The 19727-nt window shown below is 70.3% G+C and carries 12 protein-coding genes; 4 read left to right on the plus strand and 8 right to left on the minus strand.

All coding sequences use genetic code 11. The features are described 5' to 3' along the window. Positions 1-311 precede the first annotated feature (311 nt). Entirely contained in the window at positions 312-1346 is a 1035-nt protein-coding gene (locus tag Q7X29_RS01700; RefSeq protein WP_316573097.1) for a stage II sporulation protein M, read from the minus strand. A gap of 18 nt (positions 1347-1364) precedes the next feature. On the opposite strand from Q7X29_RS01700, the gene Q7X29_RS01705 reads away from it, so the two are divergent. Next, positions 1365-2111, plus strand: coding sequence for an RDD family protein (locus tag Q7X29_RS01705; protein ID WP_218716018.1), 747 nt, complete (start codon positions 1365-1367; stop codon positions 2109-2111). A 90-nt stretch (positions 2112-2201) separates the two neighbouring features. Here Q7X29_RS01705 and Q7X29_RS01710 read toward each other — a convergent pair whose 3' ends face one another. The 6 genes from Q7X29_RS01710 to Q7X29_RS01735 all read right to left on the minus strand — a co-directional run bounded on the left by Q7X29_RS01710 (position 2202) and on the right by Q7X29_RS01735 (position 8963). Beyond that, a complete protein-coding gene (locus Q7X29_RS01710; protein WP_316573098.1) occupies positions 2202-3497 on the minus strand; it encodes a DUF58 domain-containing protein in 1296 nt (431 codons plus the stop codon). Between the two features lie 4 nt (positions 3498-3501). Next, positions 3502-4491 carry an AAA family ATPase gene (locus Q7X29_RS01715; RefSeq protein ID WP_218716020.1) on the minus strand — a complete coding sequence of 330 codons (990 nt, stop codon included), beginning with the start codon at positions 4489-4491 and terminating at the stop codon, positions 3502-3504. Continuing rightward, positions 4488-5639: a DUF4129 domain-containing protein gene (locus Q7X29_RS01720; RefSeq protein WP_316573099.1), complete on the minus strand. Its 1152-nt coding sequence runs from the start codon at positions 5637-5639 to the stop codon at positions 4488-4490. The genes Q7X29_RS01715 and Q7X29_RS01720 overlap by 4 nt, the downstream gene beginning before the upstream one ends. Next, on the minus strand, positions 5636-6520 hold the full coding sequence (locus Q7X29_RS01725; protein ID WP_316573100.1) for a hypothetical protein: 885 nt from the start codon (positions 6518-6520) through the stop codon (positions 5636-5638). The genes Q7X29_RS01720 and Q7X29_RS01725 overlap by 4 nt, the downstream gene beginning before the upstream one ends. 112 nt (positions 6521-6632) lie before the next feature. Next, entirely contained in the window at positions 6633-8240 is a 1608-nt protein-coding gene (locus Q7X29_RS01730) for an adenylate/guanylate cyclase domain-containing protein (protein ID WP_218715861.1), read from the minus strand. 177 nt (positions 8241-8417) lie between these two features. Beyond that, positions 8418-8963, minus strand: coding sequence for a TetR/AcrR family transcriptional regulator (locus Q7X29_RS01735; protein ID WP_218715860.1), 546 nt, complete (start codon positions 8961-8963; stop codon positions 8418-8420). Positions 8964-9044: 81 nt separating this feature from the next. Here Q7X29_RS01735 and Q7X29_RS01740 point away from each other — a divergent pair, with 81 nt between their 5' ends. Continuing rightward, entirely contained in the window at positions 9045-10562 is a 1518-nt protein-coding gene (locus Q7X29_RS01740; protein WP_316573101.1) for an MFS transporter, read from the plus strand. Between the two features lie 112 nt (positions 10563-10674). Here Q7X29_RS01740 and Q7X29_RS01745 read toward each other — a convergent pair whose 3' ends face one another. Continuing rightward, complete coding sequence (locus tag Q7X29_RS01745) at positions 10675-12504, minus strand: DUF4407 domain-containing protein (RefSeq protein WP_316573102.1); 1830 nt, start codon at positions 12502-12504, stop codon at positions 10675-10677. Between the two features lie 955 nt (positions 12505-13459). On the opposite strand from Q7X29_RS01745, the gene gltB reads away from it, so the two are divergent. Together gltB and Q7X29_RS01755 are read left to right on the plus strand one after the other, a co-directional pair. Next, positions 13460-18112, plus strand: a complete 4653-nt coding sequence (gltB, locus tag Q7X29_RS01750; protein ID WP_316573103.1) for a glutamate synthase large subunit — start codon at positions 13460-13462, stop codon at positions 18110-18112. Next, positions 18105-19574, plus strand: a complete 1470-nt coding sequence (locus Q7X29_RS01755; RefSeq protein ID WP_316573104.1) for a glutamate synthase subunit beta — start codon at positions 18105-18107, stop codon at positions 19572-19574. The genes gltB and Q7X29_RS01755 overlap by 8 nt, the downstream gene beginning before the upstream one ends. Positions 19575-19727 lie beyond the last annotated feature (153 nt).

Genomic DNA, 19727 nt, shown 5'->3' on the forward strand with positions numbered 1-19727 from the left:
CGGGCGAGAGCGGCTTCAGGGTAGCGCCGGAAGTTAGCTGAGACTGTGAAAATCGGTGCCTTCACAGATGTTTGCTGGTTCGCAATCAGTACCCCGGACCTGCGCGTTGGGGGTTGCGTGGGCATAACGATTGTGTACAGTTGACGGTAACGCTGGCCGCAGCTCGAGCCCGACTCGCTGCGGCCAGCGGAACTCAAATGGGGGAGTTCGACACCATCTCGTAACCTCGCGTAGCTGCCGATTGTCCGGCGCCGTTTCGGCGAGGTGTGCTCAGAGTTGCCTGCCGTTCAAATGCACGTGCAGATGCGAGTTCAGGCGCGGTACAGCGCCTTTGCGGTCGGTGTCAGCCAACGGTCGGCGGGATCGGGCAGGGCGGGCGGCAACGCGGCCGCGGCGTCCTGCTCCTCGGCCACCCGGCGCCCGATGCCGAACACGTAGAACAGGAATGCCGCCTCGGCGGCGAACCCGAAGGCGATCCGCACCGGCGCGGGCAGCGGACTCGGCGTCACGAAGCCCTCCAGCAGACCGCACACCAGCAGCACCGCGACCAGGCCGAGCGCCACCGTCGCGGTCACCTTGCCCTGCCGGGCCATGGCGGCCGCGCGGCTACGCCGGCCGGGGTCGACCAGCGTCCAGCCCAGCTTCAACCCCACCCCGCCCGCGACGAACAGCGCGGTCAGCTCCAAGGTGCCGTGCGGGAGGATGAAGCCGAAGAAGGATTCGAGCCGGCCCGCGTCGGCCATCAATCCACCGGTTATCCCCAGATTCAGCGCGTTCATGAACAGGGCGTACACAGCGGGCAGGATCAGCACGCCGGTGAACAACGCGATCGCCGAGACCAGCGAGTTGTGGGTCCACACCTGGGCGGCGAAGGCGTCGTTGGGGTGCTCGGTGTAGTAGGTCTCGAACGTTCCCCCAGGTCCGGTGACGATATCGGTGTCGCCCTCCGGTATCCCCAGTGCTTTCCTGGCCGCCGCGGAGTTGTCCACAAGTACCGCGATGACAGCGGCGACGGCGAGGAAGATCGCGGCGACCCCCACCCACCACGGCCACGCGCGATACACAGCCGCGGGAAAGTGCCGGGTGAAGAACCGGCCGATCTCCCGCCAGGGCTGCGATCGGGCCGCCAGCACCCGCCCCCTGGCCCGGGCGAGCAGCACGCTGAGCCCGGCGACGAGATCGGGATCGGCCGGCTGACCCTGGATCTTCGCAAGCTGTTGCGAAGCCGCCCGGTACAACCGGACGAGTTCGTCGGCCTCGGCGCCGGACAGCTTGCGCTGGCGGACCAGCTGATCCAACCGATGCCACGACCGTTGATGCGCCCAGCTGTAGGCATCGGTGTCCATATCGGGAATGCTAGCCACATGGCTGAATTCACCACCGGCGAAGCGGTGGCGCTCGAGCTCCCGATCGCGCGCATCCCCAGCCGTGCGGGCGCCTTCCTGCTCGACCTGTGCCTCCAGCTCACCCTCGCGTTCATGCTCGCCTACGGCGCGGTGCTGGCGCTGATCGCGGCCGACGCCGACTCGGCCTGGTACGACGTCACCGGGGTGGTCACGCTGGTGACGGTGCTCATCGTCTATCCGGTGTGCAGCGAGACGGTCTCGCGTGGTCGCTCGATCGGGAAGCTGGCCTTCGGGCTGCGGGTGGTGCGCGCCGACGCGGGGCCGATCGATTTCCGGCACGCGCTGACCCGCGGGCTGGCCGGCGCCATCGTGGATTTCTGGATGCTCGGCGCCTTCGGGGCGGTCGCGGTGATCAGCTCGCTGTGTTCGCGTGATGCCAGACGGGTGGGTGACGTGCTCGCCGGAACCGTGGTCGTGCACACCCGGCAGAGCCTGCCGATGCCCGCGCTCGCCGTCGCGCCGCCGTGGCTGAGCGGTTGGGCGGCCCAGCTCGACCCGAGTGGCCTGTCCGACGAGCTGGCCGGTGCGGTCCGCCAGTATCTGACCCGGTTGCGCACGCTCACCCCGGCCGCGCAACATCATCTCGGCACCCAGCTGGTGACCGCGGTGTGCGCCGCTGTGCAGCGCCCGGTGCCGACCGGGTATCCGCCGTATCACGTGCTCGGCGCGGTGCTGGCTCGGCGACAGCAGGTTTCGCGCGCCTGAGCCTGTGGATGACCTGGCCCTGTGCACAACATGTTGGTCAACCGGTGGATGGGCTGTGAGCGACGGGGGACAACTCCGGTTGTCCACAACTCACAGGGAGCCGGACTGCTTCAGCTCCAGGTACTCGTCGGCGAGTGCTTCGGGCAGCTGGTCGGGTGCCGCCGCGACCACCGCGACCCCGCGCCTGCGCAGTGATTCCTGCACGAGCGCCCGCTCGGCCAGCACGGTCTCGGCCGCCGCCGCGGTGTAGACCGCCTCGGCGGTGGAGCGATCACGGGCGGCGGCGGCGATCTCCGGGTCGGTGACCGAGACGATCAGGACCCGGTGCCGCTTGGTGAGCGTCGGCAGCGCGGGCAGCAGGTGCTCGGTGACCGTCGGGCCGTCCAGGCTGGTGAACCACACGATCAGCGCCCGCCTGCGGACCCGGGAGATCACGGTCCGCACCAGGCCGGTGGTGTCGGTATCCACAAGCTGTGGGGTCACTCCGGCGAGGGTGTGCATAAGTTTGAGCGGCAGCTGATGTCCGCCCGCGCCGGTCACCTCGGCCCGCACCCGCCGGTCGTAGGCGAGCAGGTCGACGGTGTCGCCTGCGGCCGCGGCCAGCCCGCCGAGCAGCAGCGCCGCCTCGATCGAGGAATCCAGTCGCGTGCCGTCGCCGACGCGGCCCGCGCTGGCCCGGCCGGTGTCGAGCACCATCAGCACGTGCCGGTTGCGTTCGGGCCGCCAGGTGCGCACGAGGACGTCGGCGGCGCGGGCGGTGGCCCGCCAGTCGATGCTGCGCACGTCGTCGCCCGCGACGTACTCGCGAAACGAGTCGAACTCGGTGCCCTGGCCGCGCGTGTTCGCGACATTGCGGCCCTCGAGATGGTGCAGCCGCTTCACCTTCGATCGCAGCAGCCGTTCGCTGCGGAACGGCGGCAAGGCGCGCACCCGGGCGGGCACAGGGACACGGGACTGCCTCCCCGCCAGCCCCAGCGGACCGAGCAGCCGCACGGTGACGGGACCGGCCACCCGGTCACCGCGATAGGTGGGGGTGAGCGCGGTGCGCAGCCGGACGCGGGTGCGCGGTGCCAGGTCGAGCCGATGGGCGCGGTGATCGGCCCGCGCGCTGTCGGGCCAGGCGTCCCACAGCAGGCCGCGCACGGTGGCCGTGCCGGTATTGGTGACCACGAGTTCGACCTCGGCGCCGCGGCCGAGCCGCACCACCGTCAGCGGATCGCGGGTGAGGGTGAGCGTGTCGGCCCGCGCGGTGAGGGCGAGGTCGAATACGGCGAGCGCGAGCAGCGCGGCACTCGCGCCGACCACGCCCACCCACGACGGCACCAGGAACATCACCAGCGCGCCCGCGATCGCCGCGAGCAGCGCGAACCGGCCTGTGACGACCACGCCGCTACACCGGAACCGGCACCGAGACCAGCAACGACGAGAGCACGCCCTCGGTGCTCACCCCGTCCAGCTCGGCCTCGGGCCGCAACTGCAGCCGGTGCCGCAGCACCGGGACCGCCACGGTCTTCACATCGTCGGGGGTGACGTAGCCGCGCCCGTTCAGCCAGGCCAACGCGCGCGCGGCCGCCAGCAGCGCGGTCGCGCCACGGGTGGAGGCGCCGTGCGCGACGGCGGGCGAGCTGCGCGTGGCGCGGCACAGGTCGACGATGTAGGCCAGCACCTCGGGACTCACCGTGACCTGCGCGATTGCGGCGCGGGCGGCCGCGATGTGTTCGGGACCGGCCACCGGTCGCAACCCGGCGGCGCCGAGGTCACGCGGGTCGAAGCCGCTCGCGTGCCGCTGCAGGATGCGGAACTCGTCGTCGCGGTCGGGCAGCCGGATGTCGACTTTGAACAGGAACCGGTCGAGCTGGGCCTCGGGCAGCGGGTAGGTGCCCTCCTGCTCGATCGGGTTCTGGGTCGCGACGACGACGAACGGCTCCGGCAGCGGTCGCGGCTGTCCGTCCACCGAGACCTGCCGCTCCTCCATCGATTCCAGCAGCGAGGACTGCGTCTTCGGCGGGGTGCGGTTGATCTCGTCGGCCAGCAGCAGATTGGTGAACACCGGGCCCTGGCGGAAGGTGAACTCGGCCGAATGCGGGTCGTAGATCTGCGAACCGGTGACATCGCCCGGCATCAGGTCGGGAGTGAACTGCACCCGGGCGTGGTCGAGCGCCAGCGAGGTGGCCAGCGCCCGGACCAGCAGCGTCTTGGCCACGCCGGGAACGCCTTCCAGCAGCACGTGGCCGCGGCACAGCAGCGCGAGCACCAGGTACAGCACGGCCTGGTCGTTGCCGACCACGGCCTTGCCGATCTCGGTGCGCAGGGCGGCCAGCGCCGCACCGGCTTCCGCCGCGCTCGGCTGCGGGGTGGTGTTCTTGGTGATGTCGGTCATCCGAGCTCCGTCTCGATCCATTCGAGGTGTGCGGCAACGTAATACAGGGTCGTCTCGTCCGGCACCGGGCCGAACAGGACGGTGCCGATCTGCTGAGCGGGCGCGCCGAGGCGGGTGGCCGCCGCGGCGACGAGCTGATCGTCGGTCAGATCGCGCGCGCCCAGGCGCGGCCGGATCCGGCGCAGCGTCGCCGTGCGCAGCGTCCGGGCCACGTGCTCGACATCGCCGGAGCGACGGTACAGGCCCGCCTGGCCCGCGAGCAGTTCGTTCGCGGCGACTTCGACCGGTCGCGGTTCGCCGACGAGCGCGCCGCGCCTGCGGCCCCGCCACCACGTCAGCACGCCGAAGGCGATCAGGAACTGCAACCCGCCGAAGGCCAGCCAGGCGGGCAGGCTGGTGAAGATCGAGTCCTTGCCCGCGCCGAAATCGGGGTCGTAGTCCGAATCATCGGGCGGATCAGGGGGATCGGGCAGGTCGGGAACGTCGGGGGGCGGCGGTGCGTCGGGCGCGCCGCACGACTGCATCGTGGCGTACAGCAGCAGGCACAGTGCCAGGACCGCCGCCAGCGTCGCCCAGAACTTGGGACTGCGCAGCAGTGCGGGCAGCGGCGGAAGCTGCCTGCGCCGCCTGGGCGCGCGCTCGGCGATCTCGAGTTCGACCGGCTCGGCGACCGGCGGCGGCGCGGACTGGGAGTAGCGGTCGGCGTATTCGAGTCTGCGGTACTCGTCCTCGGTGGCGGCGCGGCCGCCGTAGACGACCTCGTCGAAACTGCGTGCCGCCGGATGCAATTCGGTGGACTGCTCCAGCGGGAGCGCGGTCGTCGCGTCGTCGGCGGTCTCCTGCGCGGTGCGCGAGCGCCGGACCGGCAGGGTGCCGCCCTGCTCGAGGGCACGCAACACGGCGCGGAAGCGTTCCCGCAGCGCGCGGTCGTAGTCGCGGTGGGCGGCGGCGTTCTCGGCGGCGGCCCGATGCTCGGCGGCCGCGCCGAGCCGGGGCGGTGGCGGCGGACCGGAGCCGAGCTGTCGCGTCGCGCCGAGGTGCCGCTCGTCGTCGACAGCGGACGGACCGCCCGGACCGGGCCGCCACGCGCCGGGGCCGGGCGGCGGGGCGTCGGCGGCAGCCGGATCGGGGAAGCGGCTGTCGCTCATCGGGACTCACCGGGGATCGCGATGTCCATACCCTCGCGGGCGCACCGCCGGTCGATGTAGCAGACGGCGCGACTGGTGGCCTCGACGATCTCGCTGATCGTCACCACCAGCAGCAGCCCGCCGACCAGCAGCGTGATGAACGCCCAGCGATGCGTGCCGGAGAAGTCGGACAGATAGAAGGGCACGCCGAACGCGGGCACCGCGAGGACGGCGAAGATGACCCGCTGGGTGAGCCACAGGCCGGCCACGGTCCAATCGGCCCCCTGCACCAGTTCCTTCGACCGGGCGATCGCCGGGCCGAATCCGGCGTGCTCGCCGACGATCACCGGCTCGGCGACGAACCGTCGTGCCCGCACGTTCGACAACCACAGCAGCGCCAGCGGATAGGTGATGATCAGCAGGCTGCCGACCAGCAGGACCCCGATGCCGGTGAGCGTGAACATGATCTGCGCGAGCAGCAGCGGACCGGCGCGCCGGGCGGCCGCCCGCAACCCGGCGATCGCGCCGAGGCGCACCCCACCGAAGTCGGCGAGCGTGATCGCGACGGTCGCGCCGCGCAACACCAGGCGCAGCAGCCAGAGAAACGCCGCCGTGGCCAGGATCGCGGCCCACGCCGTGCCCGTGTCGGAGCCGTCGGTCAAGTGCGAGACGAGGCCGGTCACCCCGAGCACGCCGAGTACGGCCGCCACGAGCGCGCAGGCGCCGAGGGTCGACAGCGCCCGAATGTGGGCCTGGATCAGGGCGAACGGCTCGTCGAGCAGTTCGCGGAAACGCAGGGGCCGGATCGGTACCGTCGGCGGAGAGGGTGGCGCCGGCACGGACGCCGGTGCCGGATCGGTTCCCGCCCCGACGGCGCCGACCGCTTCGACGGCGGGACGCACGTCGGCGAGTCTAGCCGGGTTGTCGCAGCACCGGCGCGCTCGTGTCGCGGCCGTCCGCGTCGTCTGCCCCTCGTCGGGGTCGGGGCGTGGGGGTCGGGTGAGGTGGTCCGGATCAGCGCACGTCGGTCGTCGACTGTGCGTTCGTCGCGGTGGGGTCCGGGGTGCGCGCCGAGATTCTGGGTAGGGCCAGCTGGGTGGGGGTGAGTCTGCCTCGGAGGGTGACGGTTTCGCCGAGGTCCCAGTGGGCGGTCTCGGTGGCGGCGGCGCGGGCGAGGGTGGTCGCCGAGCTGAGGAGGCGTTCGTCGTAGTTCTTCGACAGCTCGCACAGGCGGGCCGCCTCGTTGACCGCGTCGCCGATGACGGTGAACTCATAGCGGTTGTGGGTGCCCACATTGCCCGCGACGACCCGGCCCGCGGCGACGCCGATGCCCGCGTTCAGGTCGGAGGCGTCGCGCAGTCGGCGCTGGATGGCGCGGCCGCAGGACAGAGCCGAGCCCGCCAGGTCGGGCAGGGGAGCGGGGGTGCCGAAAACGGCCAGGGCGGCGTCGCCTTCGAACTTGTTGAGCAGGCCGCCATGGCGTTCCACCTCGTCGACGACGATGTCGAAGAAGCGGTTGAGGATGCCGACGATCTCGGGCGCGGGCCGGGTGGCGGCCATCGTCGTCGAGCCGATGATGTCGATGAACAGGGCTGCGGCCTCGGTCTCGGTGCCGCCGAGCACCGGCCGGGAGGCGATCGCGGCCATCGCCACGTCGTGGCCGACGTGCTTGCCGAACAGGTCCTCGATCAGCGCGCGCTCGCGCAGGCCGTGCACCATCCGGTTGAAACCGCTCTGTAGATCGCCGAGTTCGGTGCCGTCGTAAAGGGTGATCTCGGTGTCGAGATCGCCGTCCTCCACCCGGCGCAGCGCCTGGCGCACACCTTTGATGGGGGCGACCGTCGCGGCGACGACCTGGGCCATCAGCAACATCCCGAACAGCAGCGCCGAGCCGCCGAGGCTGAGCACACAGACCGCCAGCCTGGCCTTGCTCACCGCGGGGTCGGCCAGCGCCCACACCGCGACGATCATCGACAGCGCCACCGGAATCCCGACGCCGACCAGCCACGACAGCATGGTCCGGCCGAACACGCCGATGCCGCGGCGCCGGTGCGGGTCGGCTTGCAGCACCCGCGCGGTCACCGGCCGCAGCGCGAATTCCACGATCAGATAGCTGTTGGCGCACACCACGATGCCCGCGGCGCCGATGGACAGCCCGACCTTGGGGATCAGCGCCGGATCGGCCACGCCGTAGACGATCGTCAGCGTGACCAGCGCCAGGGACCACAGCACCGCCTGCTGCAACACCATCCAGCGCGGCGCCGACACCGCGACCCGCTGTTCGGGCGGGGTCGGCACGTGGTCGGGGTCGGTGGCCCAGCGCATGGTGCGCAGGCCGGCGACGGTGCCCCACACGGTGCCGATCGCCAGCGCGAGGACCGCGCACAGCGGTGTGAAGACGGCGTTGATCAGCAGCAGCTGCCTGGTGAAGACGGTCGGACCGGGCAGCACGAACCCGGCGAGCACCACGATCATCGTGATGCCGATCAGGTTGGCCACGAGCAACGGCACGGTCAGCAGCAGCTGCACGCGGACGCGCCGGATGGACGACTTCTCCTCGACCGGACCGAGCAGCGGTGAGCCCCACGGCGCCGCGCCCTTCGGTCCGTTGCTGTGGATCACTCTCGCACTGTAAACCGAGTGTCGTGAGTTGCCACAATGTGTAGCCCAGGTCACTGATTAACGGGCCGTGCTATATGACCAGTCAGTGGTCGGTTTTTGACCACGGTCGGCGGATATGTGCGCGCGGTCCGGTCCGGAATCGGTTCGGAGTACACATGTCCACTGAGATTGTTGTGCTCAGCGCTCGAGCAGCCGATCCACGACCGCGCGGTAGCGGGCGGGCTCGAGCTGCGGCAGGCCGAGCAGGGCGCGCAGGTAGACGCCGTCGCCGACCAGGCGGATGGTGTCGGCGCGGACGGGGTCGTCCACCTCGTCGTCGAGGCCGTCCGACCAGGCCGTCATGACCCCGTCGAGGGCCCGTTGCACCTCGTCGGGGTCGGTCCCCGCCGAGGCGTCGATGGTGCGCATGGTCGCCAGCAGGGAGCGGTACAGCGCGAGTTCGACCGCGTCGGCCTGGGTCGTGGGGTCGGGCGTCTGGAGGTACCACTCCGCGACCGGGGTGCCGTTCGCCCGCATCTCGGCGAGCTGGGTGCCGGCGCGGTCGCCGAGTCGTTCGACCAGGCCGACGAGCAGGGCGTCCTTGCTCTTGAAGTGATAGAGCAGCCCGCCCTTGGATACGCCCGCCGCGGCGGCGACGTTGTCGAGGGTCATCTGGGCCGCGCCGCGTTCGAGCAGCAGGGTCTCCAGGGCGTCGAGGATGCGATCGCGGGTGCCGGGGCTCACGGCGATCACTGTACCGTCTGGACGGTCTTTCTGTTACTGTACCGTCTGGACGGTTTACCAACTCAGAAAGTCGAGAAACCGATGAACACCCCTGTCACCACCGCCGCCGCCCCGCCGCGCGCCACCGCGCGCGAGTGGGCGGGCCTCGGTGTGCTGGCCCTCGCCCTCCTGCTGCTCGCCGTCGACGCGACCGTGCTCGACCTGGCCGTGCCCGCGATCAGCGCCGACCTCGCCCCGAGCACCCCGCAGCTGCTGTGGATCATCGACGTCTATTCGTTCGTGCTCGCCGGCCTGCTGGTCGTGATGGGCAACCTCGGCGACCGGATCGGCAGGCGCAGGCTGCTGTTGATCGGCGCCGTCGGCTTCGGCATCGCCTCGGCGCTGGCCGCCTGGGCGGTCTCGCCCGAGATGCTCATCGCCGCGCGCGTACTGCAGGGTGTCGCCGGTGCCACGCTGATGCCGGCCACGCTGGGCCTGATCCGCTCGATGTTCCAGGACGCGCGGCAGCGCACCCTGGCGATCGGTGTGTGGAGCGCGATGGCCGGTGGTGGCGCCGCGGCCGGTCCACTGGTCGGCGGCTGGCTGCTCGAGCACTTCTGGTGGGGCTCGGTATTCCTGGTGAACCTGCCGGTCATGCTGGTGCTGCTGGCGCTCGCGCCGCTGCTCATCCCCGAATCGCGCGACCCGAACCCGGGCCGGTTCGACGCGCTCAGCGCGGTGTTGTCGATGCTCGCGCTGGTCCCCGTGGTCTACGCGGTGAAGGAAACCGCCGCGCACGGCCCGACCGTGGCCGCGCTGCTGGTCGGTCTGGCCGGTGTGCTCGCCGGCGTGCTGTTCGTCCGCAGGCAGCGTCGCCTGGCCGATCCGATGCTGGACCTGCGGCTGTTCGCGCTGCCCCGGTTCCGCGTCGCGGTGTTCACCAACCTGCTCGCGGTGTTCGCGCTGGCCGGTGTGCTGTTCTTCGGTTCGCAGTACCTGCAGCTGGTGCTCGGTCGCTCGCCGCTGGAGGCCGGGCTGCTGATGCTGCCCGGGCTCGCGGCCAGCGTGCTCGGTTCGCTCGCGGCGGCGTGGCTGGTGCGGCGCTGGCGCGCGGCGGTCGTGCTGGCCGGCGCGCTGGTGGTCACCGCGTTCGGCGCGGCGGCCTTCCTCCTGGTCGACGCGGTCAGCGGCGCCGAGGCGTTCGTGCTCGGTTTCGTCGGCATCGGCCTCGGCGCCGGGGTGGCCATGACCGTGGCCGCCGACCTGGTCGTCGGCTCGGCGCCGGCGGAACGCGCCGGTGCCGCGGCGGCGATCTCGGAGACCGCCTACGAGACCGGTCTCGCGCTCGGTGTCGCCCTGCTCGGCAGCACCGTGATGGCGATCTTCCGCCGCGGGCTCGATCTGTCCCTGCTGCCGGACGACGCGGTGGCGACGGCATCGGGATCGCTCAGCGGCGCGGTCGAGGTCGCGCGGGAGCTGCCGGCCGCGGTGGCGCAGGAGTTCTTGTCCTCGGCGAATCAGGCGTTCGTCAGCGGCATCCATCTGACGGTGCTCGGCATCGTCGCGGTGCTGCTGTGCGCCGCCTACGGCGCGGTGCGGACGAAGAACACCCGCGCGTGAGTACCGCCGTGGGGCCGGTGTCGATCCGGCCCCACGGCGGCTCGGTTGTCGTCAGGTCGCCTCGGCGGCGGGGTCGGTCGGACGCCCGCGAGGGAACCGTCCGACCCGACGCTCAGCGCGCGGGCGGCAGCTGACGCTGATCGCCGCCGGGGAGCTCGTTGGCGTTGCCGCCGGGGAGTTCTCCGTAGCCGTCCGCGGTCGGCAGGGTGTTGCCCTGGCCGGCGGGCAGCGCGGTGTAGGTCGGCGCGGCCTGGTACTGGCGCGGGTCCGGGTGGTACCGGGTCGACGGCGCGTCGACGACGGTCGAGGCGATCTGCTGGGCGTACGGGTGGTACTGCGGTGCGCCCTGCTGGGGGTACCCGGCGGGCAGGTAGCCCTGCGCGGGCTGACCCGGCAGCTGGTAGCCGGGCGGCGCCATCATCTGCTGCTGGGCCTGCGAATCCTGGGTGTCGACGGTGACCTTGCGGCTGCGGCGCAGCGTGAAGGTGACCTCCTCGACCTCCTCGAACGCCTGCCGCGCGGTGCGCAGCGGGTGCGTGGCCGAGTCGATCGCGTTGGCGACGAAGGACGGCACCAGCGGACGGATCCAGCGGGCGGCGGTGTCGGTGAACGGCACGGTGCCGATGATCGGCAGCTCGAGTCCGCCGCCCCCGGTCGGGGCCTGCGCGGGCGCGGCGGCGACCGGCTGGGCCGGCACCAGCGCACCGGTCTGCGGCGCGGCGGCGGGCAGCGCGGTGGGCAGGTACCCGGCGGGCAGCTGCTGCTGGGAGACGTTCGGCTCCAGAGCCACGGAGTCGTCCTTTCGATGCGGCTCGGTGATCCCGAGCTCGAAGCCGCCGATGGCGGCGATGATCCTGGTGCGCTGACGTTCTCGATCGATGACGGTATCGGCCTCGATGGCCAGGCGCGCCGCGGCGAGTTCGTGATCGGCGCGCAGGGCAGCCGCCTCGGTGCGCACCTCGGCCCGCTTCACCGCGATGGCCGCGTCGGCCTCGCGCTGGGCCCGGTCGGCCACCTCCTCGGCGTCGACCCGGCGGTCCAGCGAGGTCTCCCCGCGCCACCAGCGCAGCAGCAGGGGCAGCAGGGCGAGCAGGACCCCGGCCAGCAGGATCAGCGCCCGCAGCGCGGCGGCCCCGGCGTGGTCGGCGGTGTAGCCGTTCATGGCCAGCCAGCGGGCGCCGAGCCCCCGGTCGGCCTCGGCGAACGCGGTGGCGCGGGCGGCGGCCAGCTCGGCGGTCTCGGTGCGGACCTGCTGGTCGAGCTGATCGGTGCGGGCCTGCGCGGCGGCGAGCTGCCTGCGGGAATCGTCGAGCATGTCGTTGGCCGTCTGGGCCTCGGGACCGCGGCCGGGGACGCCGGTGATCCTGGTCTGCGGGCACTCCGGCGTCGGGTTGTACTCACAGCGGGCGATGACCAGCGCGCGGTCGATATCGGCCTGCGCCTTGGCGATGCTCACGTCCAGGGCGGCCCGGTCGGCGCTCGCCCGGTCGAACTCGGCCCGCGCGGCGACCACGCCCGGGGCGTTCTCGGCGCTCGCCTGCGCGCGCACGTCCAGCTCCCGGTCGACGGTGCCGCCGAGCAGCACGGTCGAGGCCAGTTCGGCGACGAGCACGCCGGCCAGCACGCCGACGCCGATCCTGGCAGCGGTGCTCGCGCGGTCGGCGGCGCCGGGCCTGGTGGTGGCCAGCGCGCGGCCCAGCGCGGCGGCGGCCACCGCGACGACCAGCGCGAGCGCGACGATGGCGAACGCGCCGATCCCGTCGGCGGCGGCCAGGGCGGCGGCGGTGACGATCCCGGCGACCGCGGCGAACAACAGCACGGCGGCACCGGTGACGACGTAGCCGCCCTGTTCATGGTTGTAGGCCAGGTCGGAGCCCGTTTCGGGATCCCGGCGCCGGGGCGAGGCGAGGCCTCCGCCGAGCCAGGTGAGTGTGCCGGTCATAGGTTCTCCCCGGGTCGTGCGCTCCACTGGGCATGGCGAAACTGTCATGGATTCGTTGTGTCAGCGTGACAGGCAGCGACCCGACACACCGAGTGCCGACGACCCCCTTGTGGTCAGCCTCACAGTAGTAGGAGCCCGGCATCGGTGCGAGTCGGTGGCGCGGGCTGGATGCCCAGGCCCGCCCGGCGTGTCGACGTCGGCGATTCGTACCTACCGGTTGGTAGAGCCCCTGTTGTGGCGAACGCCACTGTTCCAGAATTAGCCAGAGGTGTGCTGTGGCACACAAACTCGATACAGACCGAACGGTTGGATCACTGCGATGCCACGTCGGGGCCGCTGTCGGAAATATCTCACCGCTTCCGTCCCGGTTAGCGGAGCGCACAGGTTTGACCTGGGCATTGTCGGGGAATTCTGCTGCGGTGCAGGTGAGTTCAGCTTTCGGCCCTGGGTCGGCAGCCGGTTCTGGCCTGCTTCGCCACGGTGTTCGCGCAGGTCGGCGCGGGTTGTCCGGGATCGATCCGGCCCTCGCTCTGCTTTACACTGGACGACGCGCGCGACGAAGCATGCCGCCGTTACAAACCCCAGCTAGACAGGTTTCTTAGCACGACCTTAGTTGGTTGGGTCTGCGGTCTGACTTATCGTTTGCTCTTACGCCGAACGCACCCCTGTTCGGTACAACCACCTGTTTCGGGGTCCGGTGAAACCGGGCCAAGAGTAGCGGGTGAACCCCCGCGCGGAGGTAAGGGATGTGTAAGCGTTCCGTTACCTCTGAGCACCCACTACGTCAACGAAGCGGGTGGACAACTGGAGACGTGACTGCACGCCGCAAACCATCATCGCCGCTGGTTTCGGATCGTACGGACGCAGTCTTGACGGAGGCGAAACGACGAAGGGCCCAACTCAGCTCGCTGAGCGGCCGATCTCATCGACAGCCGACTTTCTTGAAGGCAGAGGCATGACGCAACTTCCTGGCCACAGGTCACCCGGTGCCACCGGGCTCTACGATCCGGCATTCGAGCACGACGCCTGCGGCGTCGCGTTCGTCGCCGACATGCACGGACGACGCAGTCGAGACATCGTCGACAAGGCCATCACGGCCCTGCTGAACCTGGAGCACCGCGGTGCCGCGGGCGCCGAGCCGAACTCCGGCGACGGCGCGGGCATCCTGATCCAGCTCCCGGACAAGTTCTTCCGCGCGATCGTCGACTTCGAGTTGCCTCCGGTCGGCTCCTACGCGACCGGCATCGCCTTCCTGCCCCAGGCCCGTCGTGAGGCCGCGCGTGCCGCCTACGGCGTGGACAAGATCGTCACCGAAGAGGGCCTGGCCGTGCTCGGCTGGCGCGAGGTGCCGATCGACGAGTCCTCGCTGGGCGCCCTGGCCCGCGACGCCATGCCGACCTTCCGGCAGATCTTCATCGGCTCGCCCAAGAACTCCGCCGAGCAGCTCTCCGGCATGGACCTGGAGCGTCGCGCCTACGTCATCCGCAAGCGGATCGAGCACGAGCTCGGCAAGGCAGGCCCCGGTGAGGGCACCGTCGGCAAGGAATCGGTGTACTTCCCGAGCCTGTCCGGCGAGACCTTCATCTACAAGGGCATGTTCACCACGCCGCAGCTGCGCGCGTTCTACCTGGACCTGCAGGACGAGCGCGTCGAGTCGGCCATCGGCATCGTGCACTCGCGCTTCTCCACCAACACCTTCCCCTCGTGGCCGCTGGCGCACCCGTTCCGCCGGGTCGCCCACAACGGTGAGATCAACACCGTCACCGGTAACGAGAACTGGATGCGCGCCCGTGAGGCGCTGCTGCGTTCGGACGTCTTCGGCAAGGACGAGGCGGGCAAGAACCGGCTGCAGAAGATCTTCCCCGTCTGTACGCCGGGTGCGAGTGACACCGCGCGCTTCGACGAGGTGCTGGAGCTGCTGCACCTCGGCGGCCGCGACTTGCACCACGCGATCCTGATGATGATTCCCGAGGCCTGGGAACGCAACGAGAACATGGACCCGCAGCGGCGGGCGTTCTACGAGTACCACTCCATGCTGATGGAGCCCTGGGACGGCCCCGCCGCCGTCTGCTTCTCCGACGGCAAGAAGATCGGCGCCGTGCTCGACCGCAACGGCCTGCGCCCCGGTCGCATCTGGGTGACCGAGGACGGCCTGGTCGTGCTCGCCTCCGAGGTCGGCGTCCTCGACATCGACCCCTCCACCGTGGTCCAGAAGATCCGCCTGCAGCCGGGCAAGATGTTCCTGGTCGACACCGAGGCGGGCCGCATCGTCACCGATGACGAGCTCAAGTCCGAGCTGGCCGCCGCGCAGCCGTACCAGGAGTGGCTCGACGCCGGCGTGAGCCGCCTGGCCGACCTGCCCGACCGTCCGCACGTGCACATGTCGCACGACCGCGTGCTGATCCGTCAGCAGATCTTCGGTTACACCACCGAGGACCTGAACCTGCTGATCACCCCGATGGCCAAGACCGGCGGCGAAGCGCTGGGCTCGATGGGTACCGACACCCCGATCGCGGTGCTGTCGAACCGGTCGCGTCTGCTGTTCGACTACTTCTCCCAGCTGTTCGCGCAGGTCACCAACCCGCCGCTGGACGCCATCCGCGAGAAGGTCGTCACCAGCCTCAAGCGCAACATCGGCCCCGAGGCCGACCTGCTGCACCCCGGCCCCGAGTCGTGCCAGCAGATCGCGCTCGAGCAGCCGATCCTGGACAACGACGAGCTGGCCAAGCTGGTCCACATCAACGACGACGGCAGCCACCCCGGCCTGCGCTCGGTGGTCGTGCGCGGTCTGTACCCGGTCGCCGAGGGCGGCGAGGGCATGCGCAAGGCCCTGGCCGCGATCAACACCCAGGTGTCGGCGGCCATCGACGGCGGCGCGCGGATCATCGTGCTGTCCGACCGTGAGTCCAACGAGAAGCTGGCGCCGATCCCGTCGCTGCTGCTCACCTCCTCGGTGCACCACCACCTGGTGCGCGAGCGCACCCGCACCATGGTCGGCCTGGTGGTCGAGGCCGGTGACGCCCGCGAGGTGCACCACATGGCGATGCTGGTCGGTTTCGGCGCCGCCGCGATCAACCCGTACATGGCCTTCGAGACCATCGAGGACATGCTCGAGCGCGGCTCGCTGCAGATCCCCGGCTCGACCGGTGACCTGGCCGCCGACTTCCGCAAGGCCGTCGCGAACTACTGCACCGCGGCCAGCAACGGCGTGCTCAAGGTGATGTCGAAGATGGGCATCTCCACCCTCGCCTCCTACAACGGCGCCCAGCTGTACCAGGTCATCGGCCTGGCGCAGGATCTGGTCGACGAGTACTTCACCGGCCTGCGCTCGCCGCTGGGCGGCATCGGCCTGGACGAGATCGCCGAAGAGGTGGCCATCCGCCACCGCACCGCGTTCCTGGAGAACCGCAACGAGCGCGCGCACCGCGAGCTCGAGGTCGGCGGCGAGTACCAGTGGCGTCGTGAGGGCGAGTACCACCTGTTCAACCCGGACACGGTGTTCAAGCTGCAGCACGCGACCCGCACCGGTCAGTACTCGATCTTCAAGGAGTACACCAAGCTGGTCGACGACCAGTCCGAGCGGCTGGCCGCGCTGCGTGGCCTGTTCAAGTTCAAGACCGGTCAGCGCGAGTCGATCTCGATCGACGAGGTCGAGTCGGCCGCCGAGATCGTCAAGCGGTTCTCGACCGGCGCGATGAGCTACGGCTCCATCTCGGCCGAGTCGCACGAGACCCTGGCGATCGCGATGAACCGCCTCGGCGCGCGCTCGAACTCCGGTGAGGGCGGCGAGAGCCCGGCCCGCTTCGAGGTCGAGGAGAACGGTGACTGGCGTCGTTCGGCGATCAAGCAGGTCGCCTCGGGTCGCTTCGGCGTCACCGCGCACTACCTGACCAACGCCACCGACATCCAGATCAAGATGGCCCAGGGCGCCAAGCCGGGCGAGGGCGGCCAGCTGCCCGCGCACAAGGTGTACCCGTGGGTCGCCGAGGTGCGGCACTCCACGCCGGGCGTCGGCCTGATCTCCCCGCCGCCGCACCACGACATCTACTCGATCGAGGACCTGGCGCAGCTGATCCACGATCTGAAGAACGCGAACCCGCAGGCGCGGATTCACGTGAAACTCGTCGCGGAGCCGGGCGTCGGCACCGTCGCCACCGGTGTGTCCAAGGCGCACGCCGACGTCGTGCTCATCTCGGGCCACGACGGCGGCACCGGCGCCTCGCCGCTGACCTCGCTCAAGCACGCGGGTGGCCCCTGGGAGCTCGGCCTGGCCGAGACCCAGCAGACCCTGCTGCTCAACGGCCTGCGCGACCGCATCGTGGTCCAGGTCGACGGTCAGATGAAGACCGGTCGCGACGTGATGATCGCCGCCCTGCTCGGCGCCGAGGAGTTCGGTTTCGCGACCGCTCCGCTGGTCGTCTCGGGCTGCATCATGATGCGCGTGTGCCACCTCGACACCTGCCCGGTCGGCATCGCGACCCAGAACCCGGTGCTGCGCGAGCGCTTCTCCGGCAAGCCGGAGTTCGTCGAGAACTTCATGCTGTTCATCGCCGAGGAGGTGCGTGAGCTGCTCGCCGAGCTGGGCTTCCGCACGCTCGACGAGGCCATCGGCCGCGTCGACCTGCTCGACACCAGCAAGGCCAAGGCGCACTTCAAGGCCGCCAAGCTGGACCTGTCGCCGATCCTGGACATGCCGGAGACGGCGTTCATGAACCAGGACACCCGGTGCACCGGCACCCAGGACCACGGTCTGGACAAGGCGCTGGACAACGAGCTGATCGCGCAGAGCGCCGACGCGCTCGAGCGTGGCCAGGCGGTCAAGATCGAAACCAAGATCACCAACGTGAACCGCACGGTCGGCACCATGCTCGGCCACGAGGTGACCAAGCTCTACGGTGGCGCGGGCCTGCCCGACAACACCATCGACATCACCTTCAACGGTTCGGCGGGCAACAGCTTCGGCGCGTTCGTCCCGGCCGGCATCACGCTGCGCGTGCAGGGTGACGCCAACGACTACGTCGGCAAGGGCCTGTCCGGCGGCCACATCGTGGTCCGCCCGGCGCTCACCGCGCCGGAGGGCTTCGTCGCCGAGGACAACATCATCGCGGGCAACGTGATCATGTTCGGCGCGACCAGCGGCCGGATCCTGATCAACGGTGTGGCGGGCGAGCGGTTCGCCGTCCGTAACTCCGGCGCCACCGCGGTCGTCGAGGGTGTGGGCGACCACGCGCTCGAGTACATGACCGGTGGCCGCGTGGTGATCCTCGGTGGCACCGGCCGCAACCTCGGCGCCGGTATGTCCGGTGGTGTCGCCTTCGTCTACGACCCGGAGGGCACGCTCGCATCGCGCGTCAGCCCGGATCAGGCCGAGGCGATCGAGCAGCTCTCCGGTGACGACTTCACCTGGCTGCGCGACATCATCACCACCCACCGCGACGAAACGGGTTCGGCTGTCGCCGAACGCATCCTGAGCGACTGGTCCCAGCAGGTGAACCACTTCGTGAAGGTCATGCCCCGCGAATACAAGAAGGTTTTGCTCGCCATCTCCGAAGCTGAGAAGAGCGGCAAGGACGTGGACGAAGCGATCATGGAGGCGGCTCGTGGCTGACCCACAGGGATTTTTGAAGCACACCTCACGGGAACTGCCCACCCGCCGACCGGTCGAGCTGCGACTGCTCGACTGGAAAGAGGTCTACGAGGACAAGTTCTCGCACGACACCCTGCAGAAGCAGGCCAGCCGCTGCATGGACTGCGGTATCCCCTTCTGTCACAACGGCTGTCCGCTGGGGAACCTGATCCCCGAGTGGAACGACCTGGTGTACAAGGGTGCCTGGCGCGAGGGCATCGACCGCCTGCACGCCACCAACAACTTCCCGGAGTTCACCGGCCGCCTGTGCCCGGCTCCGTGTGAGGCGTCGTGCGTGCTCGGCATCAACCAGCAACCGGTCACCATCAAGCAGGTCGAGGTCGAGCTCATCGAGAACGCCTTCGACGAGGGCTGGGTCACCCCGGTGTACCCGACCCGCCTGACCGGCAAGAAGGTCGCCGTCGTCGGTTCGGGCCCGGCCGGTTTGGCCGCCGCCCAGCAGCTGACCCGGGCGGGCCACACCGTGACCGTGTTCGAGCGCGACGACCGCATCGGCGGTCTGATGCGCTACGGCATCCCGGAATTCAAGATGGAGAAGTCGGTCATCGACCGTCGCCTCGCGCAGATGGAGGCCGAAGGCACCATCTTCAAGCCGGGCGTCAACGTCGGTGTCGACATCACCACCGAGGAGCTGCGGGAGCGTTTCGACGCGATCGTGCTCGCCGGTGGCGCCACCATCGCGCGTGACCTGCCGATCCCGGGCCGCGAGCTCGACGGCATCCACCAGGCGATGGAGTTCCTGCCGCTGGCCAACCGCGTCCAGCTCGGCGACGACATCACCGACGAGAACGGCCTGCCGCCCATCCACGCGAAGGGCAAGAAGGTCGTCATCATCGGTGGTGGCGACACCGGCGCCGACTGCCTGGGCACTTCGCACCGCCACGGTGCCGAATCGGTCCACCAGTTCGAGATCATGCCCCGTCCGCCGGAGGAGCGCGCCGGTTCCACCCCGTGGCCGACCTACCCGCTCATGTACCGGGTGTCCTCGGCGCACGAGGAGGGCGGCGAGCGCGTGTTCTCCGTCAACACCGAGCGTTTCGTCGGCAAGGACGGCAAGGTCACCGGTCTCGAGGCGCACGAGGTCAAGATGGCCAACGGCCGGTTCGAGAAGGTCGAAGGCACCGACTTCACCCTCGAGGCCGACCTGGTGCTGCTGGCCATGGGCTTCGTCGGCCCGCAGAAGCCGGGCCTGCTGACCGACCTCGGCGTCGGTTACGACGGCCGTGGCAACGTGCAGCGGGACAAGAACTGGGCCACCAACATCCCCGGCGTCTTCGTCGCCGGCGATATGGGCCGTGGCCAGTCGCTCATCGTGTGGGCGATCGCGGAGGGCCGCGCCGCGGCGTCCGCGGTGGACAAGTTCCTGGAAGGCGAGACCGCGCTGCCCGCGCCGATCCCGCCGACCGCCGTCGCCCAGCGCTGACGCACGAACCATCAAGGCGCCCGCGGACTTCCGAGTCCGCGGGCGCCTTCGTCGTTTGCCCAGGGTATGCGTAGGGGACTGAACGCCGTTCGCCCACAAGGAGTTCGGTACCCGAGCAAACGACGTGGCTGATCTCCGGTGCAGCACATACAC

The sequence above is a fragment of the Nocardia canadensis genome (assembly GCF_032656385.1).
GTDB lineage: Bacteria > Actinomycetota > Actinomycetes > Mycobacteriales > Mycobacteriaceae > Nocardia > Nocardia canadensis.